Below are 21049 nucleotides of genomic sequence, written 5' to 3'. Positions count from 1 at the left end.
TCTATTTTTTGGACTTGGTGCCGGCGGCTTTCTTCGTCGTCGGCGGGGGATCGCCGCCTGCTGGCGGGTTGGGCTCGGTCTGCGCGATGCCCTGGGCGCTCGTGTTGCGCGGATCGGTGTCGAGGATGACGCCGTCCTTATCGAGCTTCTTGTTCCAGGCGACCGTCTCGGCGAGCACTTCGTCGGGATCGCGGCCGGTGGCCGAGATCGCTTCCGGCATCGAGCGCAGGCCGGCGCGGACTTCCGCGATCGTGGCGCGGGCGTCCTTCTCGGGATCGGCGCTCGGGAATTTCGGCGGGTTCCACTTCACCTCGACCGTATCGGTGTCGATCATGCCGCCGAGGTAGGCCGCCTCGACAAACCACTCCCAGATCGGCTGCAGCAGCATCGGGATCACGATCTGCCACTGCACCGACGAGACGAGCCTGTGGAACTGCTCGAGCCCCACCTTCGAGGACGAGTAATTCACCTGCGTCAGGTCGCCGGACAGGAGCGAGTAGGGCACCCGGAAGCCGGCGGAGATCGAGTGGAGCGACGAGCGTTTGTAGGCGTCGTGGTTCGTGCCGTTCGCGGCCGGCGTGTTGAACTTCACGTCGTCCGCGCCCTCGGCGAAAGCGAACATGCCGGGCTCGAAGCGCTCGACCTGGAAGCCGGCCGCGTCATAGACGCCGGGCTCCCTTACGGTGCTGCCCGGATCGCCAGGGCGAACCGGGATGCCGAGGCCGTCGTCGTCGGTCTTGTTGACCAAGATGCCGACGACGCAGCTCTCGATCTTCTTGCGGACGATCTCGGCCTCTTCGTAGCTGCCGAGGTCTTTGATGTAGGTGAGGCTCGGGGTGCCCCACGGTACGCCTTTGACCTGCGTCCGCTGCTTTTCGTAGACGTGGGCGATATCGGACGCCGGCACCGCCTTCGAGGTCAGTGAGGTCGATCGCGGATCGAGGAAGCGGTTGCCGGGGTGAGCCGGGAACAGCCAATAGGCGGTGCGCGCGCCGAGCTTGTCGAACTCGATACCTTGGACGGCCACGCGGCCTGCCGGCATCGGGCCTTCCTTCGCGCTGTCGATGCGGTCGGTCTCGAAGACCTCCAACTGCAACGGCACCGGCAGATTGTCCGTCAGCAGCCTCCGGCGGCGGCGGACAAGGCCGTCGCCGCTCTCGATCATTTCGCGGATGGCGAGCGTCTGTAGGCCGTAGAAATCGAGCTGCCCGTCCGCGTCGGCCTTCTTCGCCCACTTGTCGAAGAGGTCGTTGACCTTCTTGTCCTTCTTGGGATCGCCGGTATTCGCGCGGGGCATGATGCCCTCGCCGACGATGTAGGTGACGAGCGCCGAGACGGCGTTCGCGGCGTGCGGATTGTTCCGCACGAGATCGCGCATACGATCCCGCAGGAAGGCCCCGGCCACCGCGACTTCCGTGTCGGCCGAGGTCGGGGACGAGCGCCAGCCGCCTTGGAGGCGGCCCTTGCTCGCGCCGGCATAGTCGCGCGTCAGGATATCGAGGACAGCCCTGTTGCGCGCACGGCGAGCTGCGGCGGCCGGCGCGACGTACCCGATCGCCCGGTCAATGAAGTTGAGCTTCGTTGCCATCAGAAGGTCGCCACGATCCCGCGCCGCTTCCGGCCGCCGTTTTGCTGAGTTTCGAGCCAGTCGAGGCGGGCCTTGAGATCCGCGAACGACGGGTATTCGGTGCGCTTGATCACGCCAGCGCTGCGCGTCTCGACCACTTTCACGCCCATCGTGATCGCCTCGCGGATCGCCGCGATCTCGTCGTCAATCTGCGCCATTCACAGCCAGCCCTTGCGTCGCTGCCCGCCACCGTCCGCCGAAAGCCAAGGGTCGCGGGGACGCCTGGGCGTCTCCTGCGGCTCGGCTTGCTGCGCCTGCTGGTCGGGCTGTTTCTGTCTCGGCGGCGGCGCTGGCCGTGGCTGCTCGACAACCACCTGCACGGCGTCCTCGCCGCTGCGCTGCTCGCTTTCCTTGATCGTGTGGACGCGAAGCATGTAGCCGGCCGCAGCCGCCATCGCTTCGCAGTCGAGGAAGTGGTTGTCCTTGAACCGCTTGACCCACGACGCCTTGCCGTTGGCCGGATTGATCACCCGGCCTTCCGACACGATCTGGCGGGCGTAATCCTCGGTCACGCCTCCCGACATCATGCCGGCGTCCTCGGCCCCGAGGGGCAGATGGAACGATCCCGGCCGACCGATCTCCATCCTCACCCGGCTGTGGACGAGGCTCTTGAAGAAGTCGCTATCGAGGTGGATCAGCGTGAGCGACGATTTCGCCTTCTTGCCGTTATGCAGAACCTCGATCTTCGAGGGCCGCAGCGGCGTCGTCTGCGCGTCGTGGCCCTTGGTGGCGAAGACCCACCGGGGGAAACGCAGCGCGAACTCGTAGACCCTGTGCTCGTCGCCCGCCGTGGCCTTGCCAGGGCGGAAGCCGCTGTCCACGAAGACGCAATCGATCATCCGACCCCGGATCGGGGTCATCAGCGTCGTCTCAAGCTCGTCCCACACGTCCTGCTCGGCCGTGGGGCCGTAGATTTGACCGAAGTCGAGCAGCCATGACGAGCCGCGAGCCCCGAAGCCGCGCACCACGTAGACGAGGGATCGCTTCTGCACGTCCACGCCCGCCGTGATCCGCAGCACCTCGCGTGGCAGATCGCCCAGGCGATAGGGGACGCGCTTCGCGAGCACTTCCTGCCACTCGGGCGTCTCGCCGAGGCCGCCGAGCGTGTAGCACTCGCCGAAGCCGGCGTTCATGGCCGTCTGGATTTCGTTGTCGTCGCCGCTCCCGAGCGCAGTCAGGTAGCGCTCGGCGCGCTGCCCCCACGTGCGGAACGGACTGGCGAGGCCCGAGACCCAAAAGCTGATGGTCGAGCTGTCCGGCGGCGCGCCCTCGACATTGCCGTCGCGGTCGATCGTCTGGCCGGGGGCCACGTAGCGGCCCCGAGCATTCATCGCGGCTTTGTGCTTGTGATCCTCGATCGGATCGACGCAGCCGTAAGGGCACTGAATATAGCTCCCGCGCCGTGCCTGCGCGGGCGTCGCGTTCTTCGGCACCACGAGGCACGAAAAGCGCGGGATGAAGTATTCGCCGCAGTGCGGGCAAGGCCACGCCCAATGGTAGCGCGTGCCCTGCTGGAACAGCGCCCAAATCGGGGACTTGACCGCATCAGGATCGGCGGGCTTCCAGAATTCGAGCCCGGACACCGGATCGACCTCCGTCTCGATATGCCCTTGCGAGGGGGTGGAAGTGACCACCGTCACGAAGTCGGCGTAGGTGTCGCCGCGAGCTTCAACGAGACCGAGCGGATCGCCCTGGCCTTTGATGTTCGCGAGCATTTCGTCGTATTCGTCCACGATCGCGAGCGCGGCCGGGTCCGATTTCAGCGCCGAGGACGAGCCCGCGTGCGCCAGGCGGATCGGAACGCCGGCCACGATCTTGCGGGTCTTCTTCATGCGCTTGCCGCGTTGCAGCTTCGCCGAGAGCCGAGGCGCTTCTTCCAGCAGGCCGAGGATGCGCGGCTCTTGCTGATCGACCAGAAACTCTTTCGTCGGCCCGACCCACAGGATCGGGGCCGGCCGCTGATCGAGGCGATGCCCGACGATATCAAGCTCGCTGTCGGTCTTGCCCATCTGCGCGCCCATGACGGCCACGACGCGGCCGGCGGCGCTCTCGGCGACGGCCTGCGTGAAGGCGATGACGTAGGGCGTCAGGCTCGGGTCACGTTGACCGGGGACGCCCGCGCTTGCGGGGTACTTCCGGTTCTGGCGCGCCCACTGATCCGGGCTCAGCTTCGGCGGGGTCTGCAAAAACGTCGCCGCCCGTTCGAATAGCTGCGGCGGATGCTCGGAGCGAGGCCGCCATTCGGTTTCGGGCTGCATCGAGTTCCTTTTCGATCGCCCTCCGCGTCGGCACGTCTCGCGTCACGCGGGCCGGTAAGCCGGCCAGCTCGGCGACGACGGTCGCGAGGGTCTTGTCGAGTGCTGCGGTTGCGTCCTCGATCGGGATCAGCTCGCGCCGTTTCTCGGCGATCCTGATCTCGATCTCCTGCGCGCGAGCGTCGCGGACCCGGCTGTCGCCGGCCGTCTTGCTCGTGTTTTTCTGATCGTCCTTGAGGGACCGAATGTAGCCCTGGATCGCGCCGACGAGCGGGTAGACGCCCCTCGCGGACTTCGGAATGTAGCCAGCCTTCACGAGCTGCCGGACACGTTCCTCGCTGATCATCAGGAGCCGGGCGACCTGCCCGATTGTGATGGTGCCGCTCTGTTGCTGCGGCTCATTTCCTGCCATTGGAAAGTCCTACAAAAAGGTGCAATTTCAACGACTTAGGAGTTGCACTTTCCAACGATGCGCTTAGGTGTCGTCTCACCGAATGGAGCCGCACCTATGAAAAAGCCTGCACCCCTCGATACCGCTGCGATCGCCCGCGCTGACAAATTCAACGCGACGATCTTCCTCGGGACGGGCCGCTATCGGAGCGAAAGCTTCGGCTCCCTTTCGGAGGCTCGCGAGGCGGCTGATCGCTTCGCGAAGGAAGCCAACAACGGACGCCTCGGCATGGTCTACGCGAGCACCCCCGAGGGCCGATCCATCTTCGTGCCTGCCAGCTATCAACCCCCAATGAATGAAGGGACTGAAACCATGATCAAGACCAAACCCACCGCCGCCCTTTCGAGCCAGCAGATCGCGCAGCTCACCGCCATGATCACGGGCGGCGGGTACAAGCGGGCCGCCTCGAAGGAGGCTGCGCTTAAGCGCTTCGAGAATGTCGCCGCCGAGCGCGGGATCGCCACCGATCGGATCATCGGCGCGGCCACGTTCGATCAGGCGAAATCGGTCCTTGCCCACAGCCTCAAGACCTCGCCGGCCAAGGCCACCGATACCCCGGCCGCCGCAGGCCAGCCGGTCGCCAAGATCAGCGTCGAGCAGGCCCTCGGCAACGATCCCCTCGGGATCAAGGCCGCCCGCGTCGGCGGCAAGGCCGGCAAGGTGGCCGCGATCAAGGGCGAGCCGAAGGATCAGCCCGCGAAGCCGGCCAAGGCCGCCAAGCAGGCCGAGAAGCCGGCAGGCAAGCGCGCCGCGATCCTCGAAGCTGCACAGCGCGGCGAAATGCCTGCCGCGCCCGATTTCAGCGCCGAGACGCACAAGCGCTTCCGGCCGACCCTTGAGAAGCTGATCGAGCTTGCCAAGGCGGGCGATATCGCGGGCCTCAAGGCGGTCAAGATCAACCCGATCTCTTCGAGCCCGAAGGCCATGGACAAATACCGCAATCTCGCGGTGATCGCCCTCGAAGCGCAGGCCGCCGCGAAAAAGGCCGCGTGATCATGAAGACCACGCGCACCTTCCAGCCTGCGGATCGATACGCCTGGGATTTCGGCCCCTGCTCTTACGAGCGGGGGTTCGCCCAAATCGACACCAAGCAGGACGCCTCCTACTACGGCACATGGGCCTCGCCGACCTCGCTGACGATCGTCAACTATTGCGAGGGTGACGTGACCACGCACGAGGCCGAGACGCCCGAGGAATTCGCCGTGGCGCTGCGCGGCATCGACCTTTGGCATGTCGAGCACGGCTACGGCCACGCGAGGATCGACCCGGGCTTCGATCCTGCTATGAAAGCAGCCTTCGAGGCGATCGGCCTCGCCGACATGCTGCATTGAGGTCTCGGATGTATCGCCCCTGCGTCGTCGTGAACGAAAACACCCTCGGCTATACAGACCCCCGCGTGCCTTGGTTCTTGGGCATCCTCGCCGGGAATATCTGGCGAGGCGGCCCCGATCCCATGCGGGGCTGGACCGTAATCGGCTGCTTGGACGTTGTGCGCCCGGCAACAGCCGCAGATTTCGCGGAGTACCGCGTATCGAGCCGGTATCACCTGCCCGATTAGGCCCGCTTCGGCGGGCCTTTTAATTTGCAAATTGCAAATTATCATGTTGCTCCTATTTTAGCTCATAGCTAACACGGAGACATGAAACAGATCACCTACAGCCGCGACGCCTTGAAGACCTTGACCCGGATGCCGGCAAATACCGCCCGCCTGATCCGCGCGAAGATCGAGCAATACGCAGACAAGCCCGAGACCCTCGCGAACAATGTCATCATCATGAGCGGCGTCGATGCCCGCCGCCTGCGCGTCGGCGATTGGCGGGTGATCTTTTCCGAGACCGGCGAGGTGATCGCCATCATCAAGATCGCGCCGCGCGGCGGCGCATACGACTAAGGAGGCCAACATGACCCAACAGATCATCACCACGGCCGGCGGCGAGCGCCTTGTCGTGATCCCCGAGGCCGAATTCCTCGCGATGCAGGCGGCCCTCGAAGATCGCGAGGACGCCGAGGCCGTACGCACCTTCCACGATCGCCTCGCGGCCGGCGAGGAAGAGCTTGTCCCTGCCGAGATCGTCAACCGCATCCTCGACGGCGAGAACAAGGTCCGCGTGTGGCGCGAGCATCGCGGCATGACTGCCCGCGATCTCGCGACCAAGGCCGAACTCAGCGTCGCCTATCTTTCGCAGATCGAGACCGGCGCGCGCGACGGAAGCTTCGAGACGATCAAGAAGATCGCCGCAGCCCTCGGCATCAGCGTGGACGATCTCGCATGAAGGCCGCCCCGAAGAAGTCGCTCGCGGAGCGCCTCATCCAGGCCGAAGTCCTCGGAAGCCGCTACCTCGCGGACGGCAACGAGGCGGCCGAGCGCGGCGACCACGACAAAGCTGAAAAGCTCTACGACAAGTCGCAATTCTGGCTCGATCGCTACAACAAGCTCGCCGGCAACGCCTAAGCCGCCGGCCCCGTCACATTCCAGAACAGCACCCGGCCCGCCCCATGGCGGGCCTTTGCTATTTCCCAAGCCTTCGCATCGTAATGCGGATCGGAAGGGAAGGGCGGCTTGATCCGCGCCCCCTGGCCGAAGGGCCGAGGGTAGGTGTGGATCGTCGCGCCTGCCACCTCGGCGGGATCGAGATCACGGCCGACTTGGACGACATGCCGCCGTGCCTGCGGGAAGGCCGCAGCCAAGGCCCGCGCGAGGACGCCCGAGCCAGAAGCGCACCAAACCTCGTCCGGCTTCTCTCCGCTCGCCTGGGCCGCCGCAGCGATCGCCTCGATCGCTTCCGGCAGATCGACGCCGAAGGGGGCGAGCTTCGCCCCGGTGAATTCGCAATATGCCCGCGCCCGCGCCTGCACCACCGTGAGGTAGCCGGGGCTGACCTGCATCACGAGCGCGCCCAGGCGCTTCGCCATCAGCGCCCTCGGGTGCGGCTCGGCGCGCTGCGCGACGAAGATCGTCGCCTTCTTGCCGAGCTGCGCCGCGACCGTGGCGAGCGCTGTCTGCGCCCCGCCCTCGGCCGGGCTCGCGTAGACCACCTCGTCCGCGTCCTCGAAGAGCACCGGCAGGAAGCGGGCCTTTGTCCCGCCGGGGAAGAGATCGTCGCGAACGACGGCGATCCCCTCGTGCTCGATCACCTGCGGCGCGATCACAGGGGCGTTCCGAACTGCTCGATCCCGAGCGCTGCGGCTGCGTCGGCGTTGGCCGCCGCCGTTTCCAGATCCCCGAATTCGACAGCGCCGATCGCCTCGACCGCGCGCTTCGCGTCGCCCTTGAGGAAGATCAGGATATTTTGGTGCGTCTTGCCGAGCTTGCGGGTGGCCTCGAACTGCTTGCCCGCCCGGATCGGCAGCGAGCCCGCTGCGGTCACGAGGATCGCTTCGTTGTAGAAATGGAGGCCGGCCTTGCGGAAAGCCTCGATCGTGTCCGGCACGAAGCCGTAGTAATTCCCGCGCTTATCGCGGACCTCGCCGACGACGAAGCACGCGAAGCGATCGTCTTTCAGCAGCGAGCAGGTCTCGCGGATGATCTCGAAGTAGACCTCGCGAAACTCGGCATAGTCGAGCGTCGAAATATCGCGCGGATCGTCGCTGTAGACTTCGAGATCGGCGTAGGGCGGGCACGAGAAGACGAAGTCCGCCTCGGTGCCCTCGGCATGGTCCGCGATCTCGCGGCTGTCGCCCTCGATCCACTCGGGCGGGAATTCTTCATCGGCGCAGATCGCGCCCGCCTGGGCGCGGTTGGCCTCGACCTGTTCGGCCCGCAGCTCGACGCCGACATAGCGCCGGCCGAGCTTCGAGGCCACGACGCCGCGCACCGAGCCGCCCGCGAAGGGATCGAGGATCACGCCGCCCGGCGGGCAATACCACCGGTAGGCCAATTCGCAGAGGACCGGATCGAAGATCGAGGTGCCGGAAGCCGGCGCGCCGTCCATCTTGATCTCGCCCGTGGTCAGCCCGGCCGGCGCTACGTCGCGGCCCTTGGCGAACACCTGATCGTTGAAGTTGCCGCCGCCGTGCACCGCGCCGGTCATGAAAGTCTTTGCCTTGGGCTTTTTCGCCATCTTGCCGCTCATTCCCTGATCGAAGGTCCGCCCGCCGTGGCCGCTCATGGCCTCGACCGCGCCGCCGCATTTCGGGCAGGGCGCGGCTGCATCCTTTCGGATGCCGTCCCACCCGCAGGCGCGGCAGGCGACCTTGATCCGCAGGTAGGCGTTGCGCCCCATCAGGCGGCCCCGTCCCAATGCTTCTCACGAAACTCGGTCGTGCTGATCTGCCGACCGTTCGCCTTTTCCCACGCGCGCTTCTTCGCGTAGAACGCCGCGTCGCGCCGAGCCGGGCCGCCTTCGCCCCAACCCTTCCCGGCGACGACGGTCGTTTTCTCGACACGCTTCGCTGCCTTCGCCGCCCGCTTTTTCGGGTCGGGCTCAAGCACCGTATCGGAAAAGGCCAGAAGATTTTCGCCTCGGCCGACCTCGGATTGGATGCCGAGGGACAGCCAGGCGCGCTTGCGATCCTGCCACCATCCCTCGCGGGCATTGAGCACCGAGAAGGGGGCGATCCCGAACCGCTCGGCGAGGTTGGCCTTCGGCCCCTGATCGCCCTCGTCGCCACCGCCAGAGGCTTCCAGCAGCGCCTCGATCTCGGCCGAGCCGAAACCCGTCAGCGCGAGATCGAAGCCCTCGTCGCGCAGCTCGCCGAGTTCGAGCTTCAACAGATCGTCGTCCCATGTCGAGGACAGCGCCGAGGCGTTGTCCGCGAGCGTGTAGGCCCGCCGCTGCTTTTCCGACCAGCCCGAGCAATCGATCACCGGGACCATGCCCGCCGGCAGCGCTTTGCCGTTCGGCAGGCGGATCGTCTCGCCGGCCGCCTCGATCGACAGCACGGCCAGTCGCCGGCCGTGGCCTGCGATGATCACGCCGCCGTCATCGAGATCGGCGAGCATTGGATTGGTGAAACCATACTCGCGGATCAGGTCCGCGATCATGGTCACCTGCTCTTCCGGGTGCTGTCGCGCATTGCGCGGGTTCGGCACCAAGTCGGCAAGGGCCACGAGCTGCACGTGGGCCTCGATCAGGGCAGGAGTTGCGGCGTTCATTGAAGCTCCGAAGCGGAAACGGCTGAGCAACCCAACCGGAAACCGCGAAAATCGAAATACTCGCAAAATCCGGGGGCCGCGCGCCCGCAGGACAGGGGGGAGGCGTAAAAATCCTTTGGGCCGGGGGGCCAGTGGCTGGGGAGCCACACTGTGGCTGGAAAGCAGCTCCGCGGGGCCTGGCCGAGGGGCAGGGCAAGCGGGCTGGCTCCCATGCATGAGGCCATGCTGCCCCCTGCCTCCCTGCGTGCTGTGCCGTGGGTGGTCGGGGTGCGTGGCCATGGTCGTGGCCCTGTCCCCCGAGCGAGGGACGGGGTGCTGTGGGTGGTGCGACCGAGAGCGGACGGCGTGCCATGCTGAGGGCTGGCGTCGGTGCGTCCTGCCATGGTGCGCAGGGTGGTGGGTGGCGTTCGATGCGATGGGCTTCGAAGGCCGAGGGCTGCGGTGGCTATGGGCCGTTTGACATTTTCGGTACGGCTTTTGCCAAGCAGGGGTGGGGGGTCATGCTGTGGGGAAAAGTCGGTGCCCGCGCTGCGCGCCTGCGGCGCGCGCTTGGCCTTCCCTTACCCTTGGCATTTCCCCCTACAGCGTGAGCACCCTTCGCCTATGTGGGAGAGGGGACACGGATCGATCTGCGGCGCTGAAAAGAGACCGTTTCGGAGTTGCTCCGTTTGGTCGTTCTGATAACTCCAACGCACCGAATGAAGGAGCCGACCAATGACCAAGACCGAAGCGCAGATCGCAGCCGCCAACCTGATCAAGGCCGGTTGGCCCAAGGCTTCGGTCGAGCAGAAGCGCGACGGGTCTTGGACGGCTATCGGCGAAGACTACAGCATTCGCCCGATCCACTTCGGCAAGCGCTAACGCAGGGCTGACCGCTCGCTTCCCACCCCGGCTTGGTGCTGCGGCTGCACCTCACGGGCCAAAGCCTCGTCCGTCGCCCTGCGCTGCCCCGCAAGGGGCCTCGCGGGAACTGATAGGTTGGCAAGGGAGGCTCTGCGCCCCCTCCCTCGCCGCGTGGGGCCGAGGACCGAAGGGATTGCAGGCCCTTCGCCCCTTTGCGAGCTGACGCGCAGGACGCCCGCTACAGCCCCTTCTCTCCGGGGTTTATGCCTTGTGATGGACGAAGCCGATCGGTTGGCGATCTTCGACGCGAAAGAGCTTCGCGCCGTTGGCGTCCAGCAGGCCGGTTGCGACAGGCTTGCGCTCATCTTCGTGCACCGTCCTTGCGAGATAGTCCGACGCCTTTGCCTCGTCCCACCATGCGGCGGCAGGATTGGCAGTGACGTATCGAGCCATTTAGCTGCCCTCGCCGACCCGAGGCTTGCCGCGCGGCCCCTGATCGGGGCCGATCTCGGCGAGCTTCTGCAGGCTTGCGCGCTGCAATTCCTCTGCCTCGGCGAGCAGGCGAATGATCCGCTTGTTGTTGGCGAGCAGCGTCTGCGCCGCGTCGCGCTGATCATTCATGATCTTGAGGTTCTTGCCCTCGATTTCCAGGCGGATCGCCGGCAACAGCTCTTCGAGCTTGTGGCCATCCGGGTTCTCGCGGGACATCAGGATCGGTTTCACAGGGGCTTACTCCTTTCGCACTTTAGACGACGGCCGGGCTTCCGTAGGGCAGCGAGCAGGTCTGCGCTGCGGTGTTGGCGCAATAGAAGTGCCCGTACAGGTCGGCCGTCGTGATCGGCCACGAGAAGACCTGTATCCACGCACCGCCGGCCGCTCGACGCACCTCGAAATAGGCGGTCGCGCCTGCGCGCCTGATCCTGATCTCGTCGTTGTTCTGCGCCTGCGTGGCCGCGATCACCGTCACCCCGGTGCCGTAGTTAGAATAGTTCGAGCCCACGGTCCCATATGCGCCGCACACGCCCGAGTTCCACGCGCCGCCGGCCTGTGATGCCTTGAAGCTCAAGACGCAATTGCCGTTCGCGACCTTCTTGACGCCGAAGTAGCCGTCCGCGCCCGAGGGCAGCTTCTTGTTGCTGACGCCTCGGCCGGTGCCGCTAAAGCCGGCCGCTGTGGAAGTGTAATCCCACCCGTTGCCGTTCGCCGTCTCGACCATGTTCGCGCCGAGGCTTTGCAGCCTGAGCAGCACGTCAGCAATCGTGACCGACTGCGCCGCGAGCGCTGCGGCGGCGTTGCCGGCCCGATCTGCGATCGGGCTCGTCCCCGGCGGCGTATAGTCGATCGTGAGCACGTCCGTCAGAGCGGTCGCGCGGGTCTTGGTGATCGTGACCGTCCTTCCCGAGACGGCGACGCCCGTCACGGGGTCAGCGCCGGCCGAGTTCGAGATCGCGAAGGCCGAGGGTGCCGGGGCTCCCTGCAATACCTCGTCATAGGTCAGCACGATCGTGTTCGCGCCGACCGTCGTCTCTGCCTTCTGCAAGGCCGGGGCGGTGATATCGCCGCCGAGGACAGCGGTCACAGCCGCCGATCGAGCCTCGGCCTGATTGGCTGCGCTCACGTCGAAGCGCAGGTCTTTGCCGATATCGGCCGCGACGAGCGTGTAGCTGCCGGTCGAGGAGAAATCGATGTTCTGCACGAAGTCGCCATCGCGATACAGCGCCGCGCGATAGCGCTTCTGCTGTTGCGAGCCGACGAGGACGCCCGACCATGTGCCGGGATTGATCGTGACCACCGAGCCCACGGCTCGCGCGCCTGGGATCGAGACCGAGGGCGGGACCGTGTTGGCCGGCGGCGCGGTCACATTCCACGTCGCGTAGGGATTGGCGACCGGGACGACGAAGACACGCTTGACCTTCGCGGTGAAGGCCGCCCCGCCTTGCGGGATCACCAAATTGATCGTCGGCTTCGAAGCGCCCGTCGCCTTGAAGGGCGGCGTGCGGAGGAATTGCTTCGGATAGAGGCCGATGCCCGCTTGCGACCCGAACAGCGTGTTGCCGTTCGCGTCGGTGCCGGGGTGCGATATGGCGATGCGACCGCCGTTCGTCACCTCGACTTCCGCCCAAGCCTGATACCAATTGCCGGCCGTGAGCGCGAGATTGGCGATCGGCGAGATCGCCACGCTATCGTTGCCCCCGCCTGCGGCGGGCGTCACGTCCAGCTGTAGGCTTTGGCCGCCCGTGTCAGGATTAGCGACCAGCGAGGCGGCCACGGCCGAGGTGCCCGTCAGCGTCGCGTCCCATCCGTCCGGCACGCTGCCCGTGACGCCGGTCTTCGTGCCACCCGAGCCCGGCAGCTTGCCGCCGTTGGCGATCAGGTTGCCGGCCGATTGATTGGCGACGAGGCTCGGCGATCCGGGCCTCGTGATCGCGTCGAAGATCGCCTTGACGATTGCGCTATTCAGCGACGCGCCGAGTTCGGAGAAGTGCAGGCCGTCCGCTTGGAGGTAGCCCGCGACCGCCTCGCCCGTCCCTTGGATATTGGGCGTGTAGATATCGGCGAACTTGCACCACGCCGAATTGGCCGCAGCGAAGGCCGCGACCGTATCGCGGAAGGCGAGCCGGCCCTGATGGCGAGAGGTCGAGAACTGCGCGCCGGCAACGGGCGGGATTGCCCGGATGATCACGAACTTGACGCCTGCGGCGCGAGCTTCCTGCGCCTTGGCGATGTAGCTGTTCGCGATCGTGACGCCGGCCGTCGCGTTGTCCGCGCCGTCGTTGGTGCCACCCGCGAGATACATCGCGTCGGGGGCATATTTCAGGGCGTCCGTCATGCGCGGGCCGATGCCCGGCAAGCTCTCGCCCGCGACGCCGTAATTCGAGCCCTGCCAGCCGGGGACGGTGCCCCAGGTCTGCGCGAAGATATCCTCGTTGTAATCGCCACCGAGCGAGGCGAGCACCGGGAGATCGCTGAGGTTGGTGTAGGCGAGCGAGGTCGAGACCCCCGCGCCATATTGCGTGTTGCTGTCGCCGACCGCGATCACACGGGCATTGCGCGGCAGGAGGCCGAGATTGACGGCCGGCGAGCTGCGGCGCGGTGCCAGGCCGAGGCCACTCTTGCGCGGGAGGCCGAGCTTCCCGAAGCGGCCCTTCTTCATCAAGCCGCCACCCACGCGAGCTTGTCGCCTGCGCTCACGTAGAATTCCAGGCGCTCGTTGGCCGCCACGAAATAGCGGGGGCCGTTGGTCGCGTCCGGCGAAGGGCCAACGGCGACAAAGGCGTCAACCGACGAGATCACCGACATGATCGGATCTCCGCGCGCCTCGTCGCCCTTCGGTGCGGCCTGCGTCGTGGTGGCTGCGGTCGGCATGGTCTGAGACCATGACGGCTTGCCAAGGATCGGAAAGCCGGTCGAGCGCAGGGCAATCGAGCCGGCGAAGCCGCAGGCGACGTGAAGACCGGAGAGGGCCATCGATCATTCTCCTTTTTTGGGACCGAACGCTTCCTGCATTTCGGCCCGATAGCGGGCCATGGCTCGGCCGTGGATTTCCTTGTGCCGATCCCATCGAGGACCGGGCGTCTGATCCGCGTGCCAGCCGTAGAACTTGATCCCGCCTTGCGAGGCGTTCTGCACGCCCGGCCGATGGGCATAGCGCTTGTAGCCCTTCGTCGTGGGATCGAAGCTGTAGCCAGGCTCGCCCCTGGCGTAGGCGTCGATGATTTCGAGGAAGTCGTCCTCGTGAAGCGATCCGCAGAATGAGCAGGTGCGATCGCCGTTCGGCTGTTTGCGCCAATGATCGAAGCCGGGGAAGCTGCGGTCGGCCAGCGGATTGTTGTCGCGATCGCGGCAGCGGAAGTAAGCGACTTCCTCGGGCTCGGCCGCCGGCTGCGCCTTGCGGCCGAACAGCCGCGCGATGATCTGCCTGATCTTCATGGCGGCCCACTCCTACGCCAGTGCCAACGCGGCCTCGATCTCGCGGTATGGCATCCGCAGGAGCGACGCGATCTGCTCGCGGCTGCGCCCGAGCTTGTGCAGCCGGATCACCTCGGATGCGGTCTGCGTGTAGGTGATCAGCGCGGCGGCCTTCTTGGGCCGCCCTCCGAGCCTGTGCAGCTCTTCCTCGGCAATCACGTCGGCGAAGCTCGCCGGCTTCCGGTTGCGGTGGAATGCCATGATCAGAAGCCCCGTAGGACGGTCGCGATCTCTTTGCCGACGCGATCGAGAATGCGAGGCAGCGCCTCGTAAAAGGATTGAGCGCTCTCGTCCTTGACCAGCTCGTTTGCGATGCCGGGGCCGTAGAGCATTTCGATAGGGAGGCGGCTCTTGCCGTCTCGATGGAAGACCTGCCCGCCGAGCCTCGGCGCGATCTCGCCTGGCCGTGGCCCCATGAAGGCACCGGGGAAGAGCTGACGGCGGCCCCATACCGTCGCCTTGGTGCCTGCGCCGAATTGGCGGGGACCGAAGACCTTGAGGGGCAGCGGCCGGCCGGTGCCGACGATCGCGAATTGCAGCGCGCCGCCGGCCTTGGTCGAGGCTTTGACCGTCTTCGTGCCACGGTTGATCATGGCTGTCGGGATTGAGGTCTGTTTGCGCAGAGCGCGCTTGACCTGCACGAAGGCGCGCTGGCCTTCGTAATTCAGCGCCCGGCCCATGACGCGCGTCGCCTTGCCTTTGCCGAGCCCTTCGAGCGCGCTTCCGTAGCGGGCGAGGATATCGTCTAGCGGCTGCGCTACGAGCTTGGTTGCCATCAGGCTTGCGTCCGTTCGTTGGGCGATCGGCGGGCGCTGCCTTAGCAGCCGCCCGCCTGATCAGCCGCCGTCGTGGGAGGACGATCGAATAGCGCTCGGATTAACAAGCGCGCTGTCCAATCGAGGGTTGGATATCTGCGCGCGATCTACGAGGCTATCTGCGGGCGAAAAAGCCGTGATTTTGTCTCACTCGTCAATCGTCTTTTTTCGCTTGGGTTGTGTTTCCACACCTCTGCGCGACCATTTCGCAAACAATATCAACGCTTTAGCGATTTGCATTTTTTTGTCTCATTTTGGGAAGGCATCGCGCCGGCCGAATTGACCTATATCTTGCGGCTCGGCTCAATCGAGGCACAAGGCGGTGCGATCGATTGTATTTCCCTCGCGATGCTGTTGCTCTTTCCAACGATTTTCTCTAACTTTCCAACCATGCCGCAAGGGCGGCTTGATTGAAGGAATGAGCCGAATGAAGACCCCCGCCGACCGCTTTGCTTCCGCCCAGGCCGCCTATGAGGCCGGCTTCCTTTCCATGGCCGCCAAGAAGCGCGCTACCGACGATTTGAGCCGCGCATATGAGGCGGTGAGGGATCAGATCACCTCGGCGATCCTGCGAGATCGCGGCCCAATGACGACGGCCCCGACCGAGGAAGAGACCCGGCTGACCGATCTCTACTATTCGATCCCCTTCGATCTTCATCAGGTTCGCGATCGCCATTTCGAAGCGCTCGCCGCTTACCCGGCCTTCGAGATCGTCCGCGACTTCATCGCCATGCGAGCCGCGATCAAGGCTGCGCCGATCGCCCCGGCCCCGGTGAAGCCCGAGATCGAGGTCAAGGCCGAGAAGGTCCGCCGCTCGATCATCGAAGAAATGCAGCGCCACAAGCAGCAATATGTGCGCGGCCTGGAAGTCGCCCGGCTCTTCGGCGGCCTGCCGGTCTCGGTCAACGCCCATTGGGTCAACGGCCACAAGGGCGCGGTCTTCCTTCGCCACTTTTTCTATCTGCGCGGCGAGCTGACCCCGCTGAATACGATCATCGCGATTGCCGAGACGATCGAGCGCGAGCAGGAGGGCCGCTCGTGAGCCGCCCCCTGCGCATCGAGCCGACCTTCACGGCCGAGGAAGCCGAGCGCGTGATCCGCGCGCTCGAAGCCTCGCAAGAGCACGAGATCGCGAAGAAGGTCCGCCGGACCTACGAGATCGACAAGCGATCGTGGGAAGCCGACGAGGCCGCCCGGATCGCAGAGGCCGAGCTGCGGGCCAGCCGCGCCGCGAACCATACGCTGACGATCCGGCAGGCCGAGTGCCTGGCTGCGGTGCGCGCCGGCCAAGGCCCCTACCATCAGCCCTATTTCTACGCAGGCAGCGACAAGTGCCATTGGCGGCGAGCGCGATCGATGGGCGGCGCGGTCAATCGCATGGTCGAGACGCTGATCGAGGAAGGGCTTCTGGACGATCGGCGCAAGCTGACCGAGGGCGGCAGGGTCCGCCTCGAAGCCTACGAGGCCAAGCACGGCCGGATCGGGGGAGCCTGATGCGCTCCCCCATGGCCGACCCGGATCAGGTGGTGGCCGAGCTGTCCCGGCTGATCCGCGACTTCACCGATTACGACTTCGACCGGCTGATCGCGGCCGGGGATCACGAGATTTACGACCCTCGCGACGGGCGGATCGTGCGGCTGCGGTCGAGCGATCCGGCTGAGGCCGCTCGCGTGATCCTGCCTGCTGGCGAGTAGCGCCTTTGACGCTGCCCTGCGGGACAGCGCCACGGCCGCTAGGAGCCGACACGAGGAAAGGACTGACAATGGACGGATTTGCAATCAACTTAAGCGACCTGATCGCCGGTGGGCGACCGGCGGCCAAGCCCGCCGCCCCGCGCCCGATCCCCGAGGCGCAGATCGCCACCCTGCGCGAGGCTTTCGAGCGCTACACCAACCCCTGCCCCTTCAAGCCGGGCGACATTGTGACGCCCCGCAAGGGCTTCGGCTACGCGGATGCCGGCGAGCCGCACATCGTCCTCGAAGTGGCTGAGAAGCCGATCCGCAACTTCGAGGCCCCGGCCGACGTTAGCAACATCTATTCCAGCGCTTTTGGGAGCCGCGTGGATTTCCGCGTCGCCAGCCTGACGGACGGGCGCGGCGAGACCGCTATCGTTGCCTATTGGCAGGAGAGCTGGCGGCACGAGCTTTACAAGAGCTGATCCCCGAGCCCGCGCGCCTCGCGCGCGCGGGCCTACCCCTCAACCGAATGAAGGACTCCTTCCCATGTTTTCACAGAAATACCCGCCCTCGCACTTCGCCCTGATGGCCTCGCTGATCTTCCTGATCGGCTTCCTCGCGCCCGCCTGGGGGATCGCATGACGGCCTCGCTGCTTTCGGCCCTGCGGGGCTTCGTGAACGCCTGCGGGGGCAACCCGCCGGATTGGCTGCGCAAGGAATATGCTGCGGCCGAGAACGCGATCGCCGAGGCGACGCGGCGGCCGGCCGGTGCGCCCGCGATCAAGCCGCTCGAATGGAAATACAGCGTGGGCGCTGGCGCATGGGAAGCTTACTCGATCCTCGGCGTCTTCCGCGTTGCTGACGGCTTTTGGCAGGTCGCGGATCGAGGCCGCGTCCCTTGCCGTGACGACGAGACCGGCAAAGCTGCGGCGCAAGCCTACTACGAGGCGCGGATCAGATCGGCCCTGGCCGATCCTGTCTCCGGGCCGATCGAGGTTCCGGCAACGAGCGCGGTCGATTATCTGCTCGAAGCGGTTGAGGTCCACGCGGAGAAGTTCCCGGTGCCGTCCCACATGCGATCCCTGGTCAAGCGCATCCGCGACGCTCGGGGAACCGAGCGGAGGGCACGACATGGCTGACATCGAGGCCACGCATCGCGGCTATGTGATCCGCTTCAACGAAAACTCGGACGAGTGGTATTGCTCCGAACTCGGCTCGACATCGGGATACTATTCGTCGCCGAGCCTGTCGAAGATCAAGGCTCGGATCGACAAGATGCTCTTGGACGTTCGGAAAAAGAGCGCCTTCCCATGCTTCGAGATCGGCGGGTGGACGCACGCGCGCGCCGAGAAAAGCGAGGCGCAGATCACCGAATATCTCGGTCGAGGGAAGTCCTATAATCACAAGCTGAACCACGGATCGGGCGGGTATGAGCCCGGCCCCCACAGAGTGGCTTCCGTGGCGCAGCGCGGTGCGAACGAGAAAGCGTCGCGCAAAGAGATCGAGATCAACACCCTGATGCCGGACACGCCCGAGGCCCACGCGGCCTTCGTCCTATTCGAGGAAGCGTGCCGGCGCGAGCAGGCCGCAAAGAAGGCGACCAAGGCCGCCTTTGACGCGATCCCCCGCGTGACGCTCGACATGATCCCCGATCTTGTGCGGATCGCCGAGGGAGGGACCGAATGAGCATCCCCGGCTACGACGATTGGAAGCTGATGACCCCCGAGGAAGACTACGAGGCTCGCGGTGGCAAGATATGCCCCGATTGCGGGGCTTGGGATGCAAGCGAGTGCGAGGAAACCTCGTGCCCGCTGCGCCTAGAGCCCGACCCTGACCTGATCATGGAACAGCGCCGCGAAGATCGCGAATTCGAAGCGGAGCACCCGAGCGACGAGCCGTTCTGATCATTCGCCCTTGATTGGAGCGGGGAAATAACCCTATTTGTCCAACCCGGTATTTCAGGGAGCATATTTTGTATAAAGAGCGATTTGCTAATATTAGAGCAGTTGAAAGTGACGCCGCCGATCAGCGAGAGTGGCCGCTGCATTTGTCTGTGAGCGACCACGGCCTTCGGATCGACGCGAAAAGCCCGGATGGCAAGGACTTCGTTGTTGAAGTCGAGGTCTCAAAGGGACGCCTACAGGTCCATTGCTTCGACCCGGAACATGACGTGCCGCTGCGGGTGCTGATCTCCCCGGCCGGCCTGATCGAGACTGACGACGAGCGCGACGGCGATCAGATCATCCACCATCCCAACCGGATAGACTGAGGCTACTCGCCGAGGACGCCGATATTGCGAGCGGTGGCCTGCGTCATGGTGCAGGCAACTGGCGTGGCCTTGGCCTTTTTGACAGTCGCGATCTGCACAGCGCCATTGATCATTGCAAGCGCTTCCGGCGTGTCGAGCTTGTTCTTCACGAAGTATCCTTCGAGCTTTTTTGGATCGACCGTGTAACCGCATAGCGGTGCGCGCCAGATGATCTGCGCAAGACCGCTGGCATTCGAAATCTGATCGGAAGTCATTTCCGCGCGGGCTGCGCCCGCGACGAGCGACGCGCCGGCAGCGGCGGCGAGGATCACTGTTCTCATCTGCGTTCCCTCCTTCAAGGACGTGGCGGGGGACATAATGGCCGTCCTGCCGAGCGCGCAACTGGCCCTGTTAAACGGCCTTAACGCACCTTAAGTGCAATTCATCTAAAATGGTTCGGGAACCGGAAGGCCGGCTCGGGCCTTGATCCGCGTTGTGTTGGAGTGCCGAGTTTGAAGCGTAGCAAGCCCGCCCCCGAGCGGCTGAAATTCATCCCGCCTATGTCACCCGTCCTGATCGAGGTGCCGCCGGCCGGCGACGACTGGCTGCACGAGATCAAGCACGATGGCTACAGGACGGAGCTGATCCTCGATTGGGCAGGCGCTCGCGCCTTCTCGAAGAAAGGCTTCGATTGGAGCAGCAAGTATTGGCCGATCGTCACGGCGGCCGAGGCGCTGCCGGCCTCGTCCTTCATCCTCGACGGGGAAATGATCGCGCCGGACGCTACCGGCCACTCCGATCTGCAATCGCTGCGCCAGGCCATGAAGTGGAACGCCGAGCGCCTAGCATTCGTGGCGTTCGATATCCTGCACCTTGACGGGAAGGACTTGCGGGCGCTGCCTCTGATCGAGCGGAAGGCGATCCTATGGGATCTGGTCAAGCCGGCGCAGGGGGCGATCCAGTTCGTCCAACACGTCGTCGGCGGCGGTGCCGAATTCTTCCAGGCGGCCGAGCAGTTCGATCTCGAAGGCATCGTCTCGAAACGCCCGAACAGCGCCTATCGCAGCGGGGCCTCGGACGCGTGGGTCAAGACGAAGTGCTTCGAGCTGCGTGATCTGGAAATCGTCGGCCTCAAGCGCGCCCAGGACGGCCGGCCCGTGGCGTTGCTCGCCGATGGCGGCAAGTATGTCGGCTCGGCCGCCGTGGCTGTTTCTGGCGAAATGCGCAAGCGTCTGTGGGCGAGAATGAAGGAAGGCGGCGGGCCGCCACCACGGCCCCTCGTCGGCCGCGTGAGGACGCTCAAGGGCGAGGGGCTGCGTCACGCCTCGCTCAAGGAATTCCACGAGCGCGACGATGCCGGCTGATCGGCTGAAGGTGCGCGAGGCCGCCGGCCGCTTCGAGATCATGGACGGATCAAGGCTCGTGCTGAGCTGCGGTTCCATTGTCGATGCCTGCGCCGCTGTGCGCGGCCTGGGCGCGCGCCTCTGGCTCGATTGGGGCCGCACGGTGATCAACGGCAATCCGATCGCGCACGATTTCTCGCCGACCTTCCTCGGGTCCGCCTCGGTGGGACGTGTTCGGGGCGAGCAGCACGGCCCAGGCGCGGGCCGTTGGTTTTGGTCGATCTCGACCAATGACAAGCGGTGGCGGAAGCACGGCGGACAGCGCGGATCAGAAGCCAGCAAGGACGAGGCTGTGGCCGCGCTCGAACGGGAATTCACCGCCTACATCGCGGACACCTACAAGTATCTGCCGCCCGGCTAATGCCGGGCCATGGCCGAGCGGATCGAGGCGGCGATGATGTCGATCAGCTCGCGGGCGTCGCCGGGGTCAAGGCACTTGCCGATTACGGTCGTGGCCTCTCCCTCGTAGAGGATGATCCACCATCCGTTGTCGCTGCCGAGACCGAGGGCTTCGCCCCCGGCGTCTTCCCACCGCTTTCGCGTGATCTCGCCGGCCCATAGCTGCCGGTCGCCGGCAAGCTGCAACTCGATCCCAACGTCGGGGCTCGGGCATTCCGCATCGGAGGTGTGCCAACGGGTCTCGCCGAGCTTCAATTCGCGCTCCATG

At 65.5% G+C, this 21049-nt stretch carries 33 protein-coding genes; 17 read left to right on the top strand and 16 right to left on the bottom strand.

The window, feature by feature from the left end; translation table 11 throughout:
* Position 1 precedes the first annotated feature (1 nt).
* From EOA24_RS00900 to EOA24_RS42735, 4 genes are read right to left on the bottom strand one after another with little or no spacing between them, the layout of a single operon-like run.
* Positions 2 to 1588 carry a phage portal protein gene (locus EOA24_RS00900; RefSeq protein WP_127409469.1) on the bottom strand — a complete coding sequence of 529 codons (1587 nt, stop codon included), beginning with the start codon at positions 1586 to 1588 and terminating at the stop codon, positions 2 to 4.
* Positions 1588 to 1785 (bottom strand): hypothetical protein, encoded by a 198-nt coding sequence (locus tag EOA24_RS00895; protein WP_127409468.1) that lies wholly within the window; start codon positions 1783 to 1785, stop codon positions 1588 to 1590. Before EOA24_RS00895 ends, EOA24_RS00900 begins: the two co-directional genes overlap by 1 nt.
* Entirely contained in the window at positions 1786 to 3813 is a 2028-nt protein-coding gene (locus tag EOA24_RS00890; protein ID WP_245501735.1) for a terminase gpA endonuclease subunit, read from the bottom strand. It abuts the gene before it with no gap.
* Positions 3725 to 4294, bottom strand: a complete 570-nt coding sequence (locus tag EOA24_RS42735; protein ID WP_245501734.1) for a hypothetical protein — start codon at positions 4292 to 4294, stop codon at positions 3725 to 3727. The genes EOA24_RS00890 and EOA24_RS42735 overlap by 89 nt, the downstream gene beginning before the upstream one ends.
* 96 nt (positions 4295 to 4390) lie before the next feature.
* Between EOA24_RS42735 and EOA24_RS00885 the strand changes: the two genes are divergently transcribed.
* The 5 genes from EOA24_RS00885 to EOA24_RS00865 all read left to right on the top strand — a co-directional run bounded on the left by EOA24_RS00885 (position 4391) and on the right by EOA24_RS00865 (position 6785).
* Positions 4391 to 5326: a hypothetical protein gene (locus EOA24_RS00885; protein ID WP_127409466.1), complete on the top strand. Its 936-nt coding sequence runs from the start codon at positions 4391 to 4393 to the stop codon at positions 5324 to 5326.
* Positions 5327 to 5328: 2 nt separating this feature from the next.
* Entirely contained in the window at positions 5329 to 5664 is a 336-nt protein-coding gene (locus EOA24_RS00880) for a hypothetical protein (protein WP_127409465.1), read from the top strand.
* 308 nt (positions 5665 to 5972) lie between these two features.
* The gene (locus EOA24_RS00875) at positions 5973 to 6224 is read left to right on the top strand and encodes a type II toxin-antitoxin system RelE/ParE family toxin (protein ID WP_127409464.1); all 252 of its coding nucleotides are present in this window, start codon (positions 5973 to 5975) and stop codon (positions 6222 to 6224) included.
* 10 nt (positions 6225 to 6234) lie between these two features.
* Positions 6235 to 6606 (top strand): helix-turn-helix transcriptional regulator, encoded by a 372-nt coding sequence (locus EOA24_RS00870; protein ID WP_127409463.1) that lies wholly within the window; start codon positions 6235 to 6237, stop codon positions 6604 to 6606.
* A complete protein-coding gene (locus EOA24_RS00865) occupies positions 6603 to 6785 on the top strand; it encodes a hypothetical protein (RefSeq protein WP_127409462.1) in 183 nt (60 codons plus the stop codon). The genes EOA24_RS00870 and EOA24_RS00865 overlap by 4 nt, the downstream gene beginning before the upstream one ends.
* Here EOA24_RS00865 and EOA24_RS00860 read toward each other — a convergent pair.
* From EOA24_RS00860 to EOA24_RS00850, 3 genes are read right to left on the bottom strand one after another with little or no spacing between them, the layout of a single operon-like run.
* Positions 6782 to 7483, bottom strand: coding sequence for a pyridoxal-phosphate dependent enzyme (locus EOA24_RS00860; protein ID WP_127409461.1), 702 nt, complete (start codon positions 7481 to 7483; stop codon positions 6782 to 6784). The genes EOA24_RS00865 and EOA24_RS00860 overlap by 4 nt on opposite strands.
* Complete coding sequence (locus EOA24_RS00855; RefSeq protein WP_127409460.1) at positions 7480 to 8556, bottom strand: DNA methyltransferase; 1077 nt, start codon at positions 8554 to 8556, stop codon at positions 7480 to 7482. Before EOA24_RS00855 ends, EOA24_RS00860 begins: the two co-directional genes overlap by 4 nt.
* On the bottom strand, positions 8556 to 9575 hold the full coding sequence (locus EOA24_RS00850) for a ParB/Srx family N-terminal domain-containing protein (RefSeq protein WP_127409459.1): 1020 nt from the start codon (positions 9573 to 9575) through the stop codon (positions 8556 to 8558). Before EOA24_RS00850 ends, EOA24_RS00855 begins: the two co-directional genes overlap by 1 nt.
* A 567-nt stretch (positions 9576 to 10142) precedes the next feature.
* On the opposite strand from EOA24_RS00850, the gene EOA24_RS41340 reads away from it, so the two are divergent.
* Positions 10143 to 10289, top strand: a complete 147-nt coding sequence (locus EOA24_RS41340; RefSeq protein ID WP_189353817.1) for a hypothetical protein — start codon at positions 10143 to 10145, stop codon at positions 10287 to 10289.
* Positions 10290 to 10532: 243 nt separating this feature from the next.
* Here EOA24_RS41340 and EOA24_RS00845 read toward each other — a convergent pair whose 3' ends face one another.
* The 7 genes from EOA24_RS00845 to EOA24_RS00815 are packed head-to-tail and all read right to left on the bottom strand — an operon-like array spanning position 10533 to position 15016.
* Complete coding sequence (locus EOA24_RS00845) at positions 10533 to 10724, bottom strand: hypothetical protein (RefSeq protein ID WP_127409458.1); 192 nt, start codon at positions 10722 to 10724, stop codon at positions 10533 to 10535.
* On the bottom strand, positions 10725 to 10994 hold the full coding sequence (locus EOA24_RS00840; protein WP_127409457.1) for a hypothetical protein: 270 nt from the start codon (positions 10992 to 10994) through the stop codon (positions 10725 to 10727).
* Between the two features lie 22 nt (positions 10995 to 11016).
* Entirely contained in the window at positions 11017 to 13425 is a 2409-nt protein-coding gene (locus EOA24_RS00835) for a GDSL-type esterase/lipase family protein (protein WP_127409456.1), read from the bottom strand.
* A complete protein-coding gene (locus EOA24_RS00830; RefSeq protein ID WP_127409455.1) occupies positions 13425 to 13739 on the bottom strand; it encodes a hypothetical protein in 315 nt (104 codons plus the stop codon). The genes EOA24_RS00835 and EOA24_RS00830 overlap by 1 nt, the downstream gene beginning before the upstream one ends.
* 3 nt (positions 13740 to 13742) lie before the next feature.
* Positions 13743 to 14201, bottom strand: a complete 459-nt coding sequence (locus EOA24_RS00825) for a hypothetical protein (protein ID WP_127409454.1) — start codon at positions 14199 to 14201, stop codon at positions 13743 to 13745.
* Positions 14202 to 14213: 12 nt separating this feature from the next.
* Positions 14214 to 14441 carry a hypothetical protein gene (locus EOA24_RS00820; protein ID WP_127409453.1) on the bottom strand — a complete coding sequence of 76 codons (228 nt, stop codon included), beginning with the start codon at positions 14439 to 14441 and terminating at the stop codon, positions 14214 to 14216.
* Between the two features lie 2 nt (positions 14442 to 14443).
* Positions 14444 to 15016: a hypothetical protein gene (locus EOA24_RS00815; RefSeq protein ID WP_127409452.1), complete on the bottom strand. Its 573-nt coding sequence runs from the start codon at positions 15014 to 15016 to the stop codon at positions 14444 to 14446.
* A gap of 72 nt (positions 15017 to 15088) precedes the next feature.
* Here EOA24_RS00815 and EOA24_RS00810 point away from each other — a divergent pair, with 72 nt between their 5' ends.
* From EOA24_RS00810 to EOA24_RS00770, 9 genes are all read left to right on the top strand, one after another.
* Positions 15089 to 15469 carry a hypothetical protein gene (locus EOA24_RS00810; protein WP_127409451.1) on the top strand — a complete coding sequence of 127 codons (381 nt, stop codon included), beginning with the start codon at positions 15089 to 15091 and terminating at the stop codon, positions 15467 to 15469.
* A 13-nt stretch (positions 15470 to 15482) separates the two neighbouring features.
* Positions 15483 to 16097, top strand: a complete 615-nt coding sequence (locus EOA24_RS00805; RefSeq protein ID WP_127409450.1) for a hypothetical protein — start codon at positions 15483 to 15485, stop codon at positions 16095 to 16097.
* Positions 16094 to 16549, top strand: a complete 456-nt coding sequence (locus tag EOA24_RS00800) for a hypothetical protein (RefSeq protein WP_127409449.1) — start codon at positions 16094 to 16096, stop codon at positions 16547 to 16549. The genes EOA24_RS00805 and EOA24_RS00800 overlap by 4 nt, the downstream gene beginning before the upstream one ends.
* An 11-nt stretch (positions 16550 to 16560) precedes the next feature.
* Positions 16561 to 16749 (top strand): hypothetical protein, encoded by a 189-nt coding sequence (locus tag EOA24_RS00795; protein WP_127409448.1) that lies wholly within the window; start codon positions 16561 to 16563, stop codon positions 16747 to 16749.
* A gap of 68 nt (positions 16750 to 16817) precedes the next feature.
* Positions 16818 to 17213 carry a hypothetical protein gene (locus tag EOA24_RS00790; RefSeq protein ID WP_127409447.1) on the top strand — a complete coding sequence of 132 codons (396 nt, stop codon included), beginning with the start codon at positions 16818 to 16820 and terminating at the stop codon, positions 17211 to 17213.
* A gap of 156 nt (positions 17214 to 17369) precedes the next feature.
* Positions 17370 to 17870: a hypothetical protein gene (locus EOA24_RS00785; RefSeq protein ID WP_127409446.1), complete on the top strand. Its 501-nt coding sequence runs from the start codon at positions 17370 to 17372 to the stop codon at positions 17868 to 17870.
* The gene (locus tag EOA24_RS00780) at positions 17863 to 18417 is read left to right on the top strand and encodes a hypothetical protein (protein WP_127409445.1); all 555 of its coding nucleotides are present in this window, start codon (positions 17863 to 17865) and stop codon (positions 18415 to 18417) included. The genes EOA24_RS00785 and EOA24_RS00780 overlap by 8 nt, the downstream gene beginning before the upstream one ends.
* Positions 18414 to 18635: a hypothetical protein gene (locus tag EOA24_RS00775; RefSeq protein WP_127409444.1), complete on the top strand. Its 222-nt coding sequence runs from the start codon at positions 18414 to 18416 to the stop codon at positions 18633 to 18635. Before EOA24_RS00780 ends, EOA24_RS00775 begins: the two co-directional genes overlap by 4 nt.
* A gap of 149 nt (positions 18636 to 18784) precedes the next feature.
* The gene (locus tag EOA24_RS00770; protein ID WP_127409443.1) at positions 18785 to 19000 is read left to right on the top strand and encodes a hypothetical protein; all 216 of its coding nucleotides are present in this window, start codon (positions 18785 to 18787) and stop codon (positions 18998 to 19000) included.
* Between the two features lie 2 nt (positions 19001 to 19002).
* On the opposite strand, the gene EOA24_RS00765 is transcribed toward EOA24_RS00770, so the two are convergent.
* Positions 19003 to 19356: a hypothetical protein gene (locus tag EOA24_RS00765; RefSeq protein WP_145992523.1), complete on the bottom strand. Its 354-nt coding sequence runs from the start codon at positions 19354 to 19356 to the stop codon at positions 19003 to 19005.
* A 135-nt stretch (positions 19357 to 19491) separates the two neighbouring features.
* Between EOA24_RS00765 and EOA24_RS00760 the strand changes: the two genes are divergently transcribed.
* Positions 19492 to 20343 carry an RNA ligase family protein gene (locus EOA24_RS00760; RefSeq protein ID WP_245501733.1) on the top strand — a complete coding sequence of 284 codons (852 nt, stop codon included), beginning with the start codon at positions 19492 to 19494 and terminating at the stop codon, positions 20341 to 20343.
* Positions 20333 to 20743, top strand: a complete 411-nt coding sequence (locus EOA24_RS00755; RefSeq protein WP_127409441.1) for a hypothetical protein — start codon at positions 20333 to 20335, stop codon at positions 20741 to 20743. The genes EOA24_RS00760 and EOA24_RS00755 overlap by 11 nt, the downstream gene beginning before the upstream one ends.
* On the opposite strand, the gene EOA24_RS00750 is transcribed toward EOA24_RS00755, so the two are convergent.
* A complete protein-coding gene (locus EOA24_RS00750; RefSeq protein WP_145992522.1) occupies positions 20740 to 21048 on the bottom strand; it encodes a hypothetical protein in 309 nt (102 codons plus the stop codon). The two genes, EOA24_RS00755 and EOA24_RS00750, sit on opposite strands and share 4 nt — an antisense overlap.
* Position 21049: the final 1 nt, after the last annotated feature.

This window comes from Mesorhizobium sp. M2A.F.Ca.ET.039.01.1.1 (assembly GCF_003998035.1).
Classification (GTDB): Bacteria; Pseudomonadota; Alphaproteobacteria; order Rhizobiales; family Rhizobiaceae; genus Mesorhizobium.
Note: the sequence above shows the minus strand (reverse complement) of the source record. Positions and strands in the feature narration are given on the sequence as shown.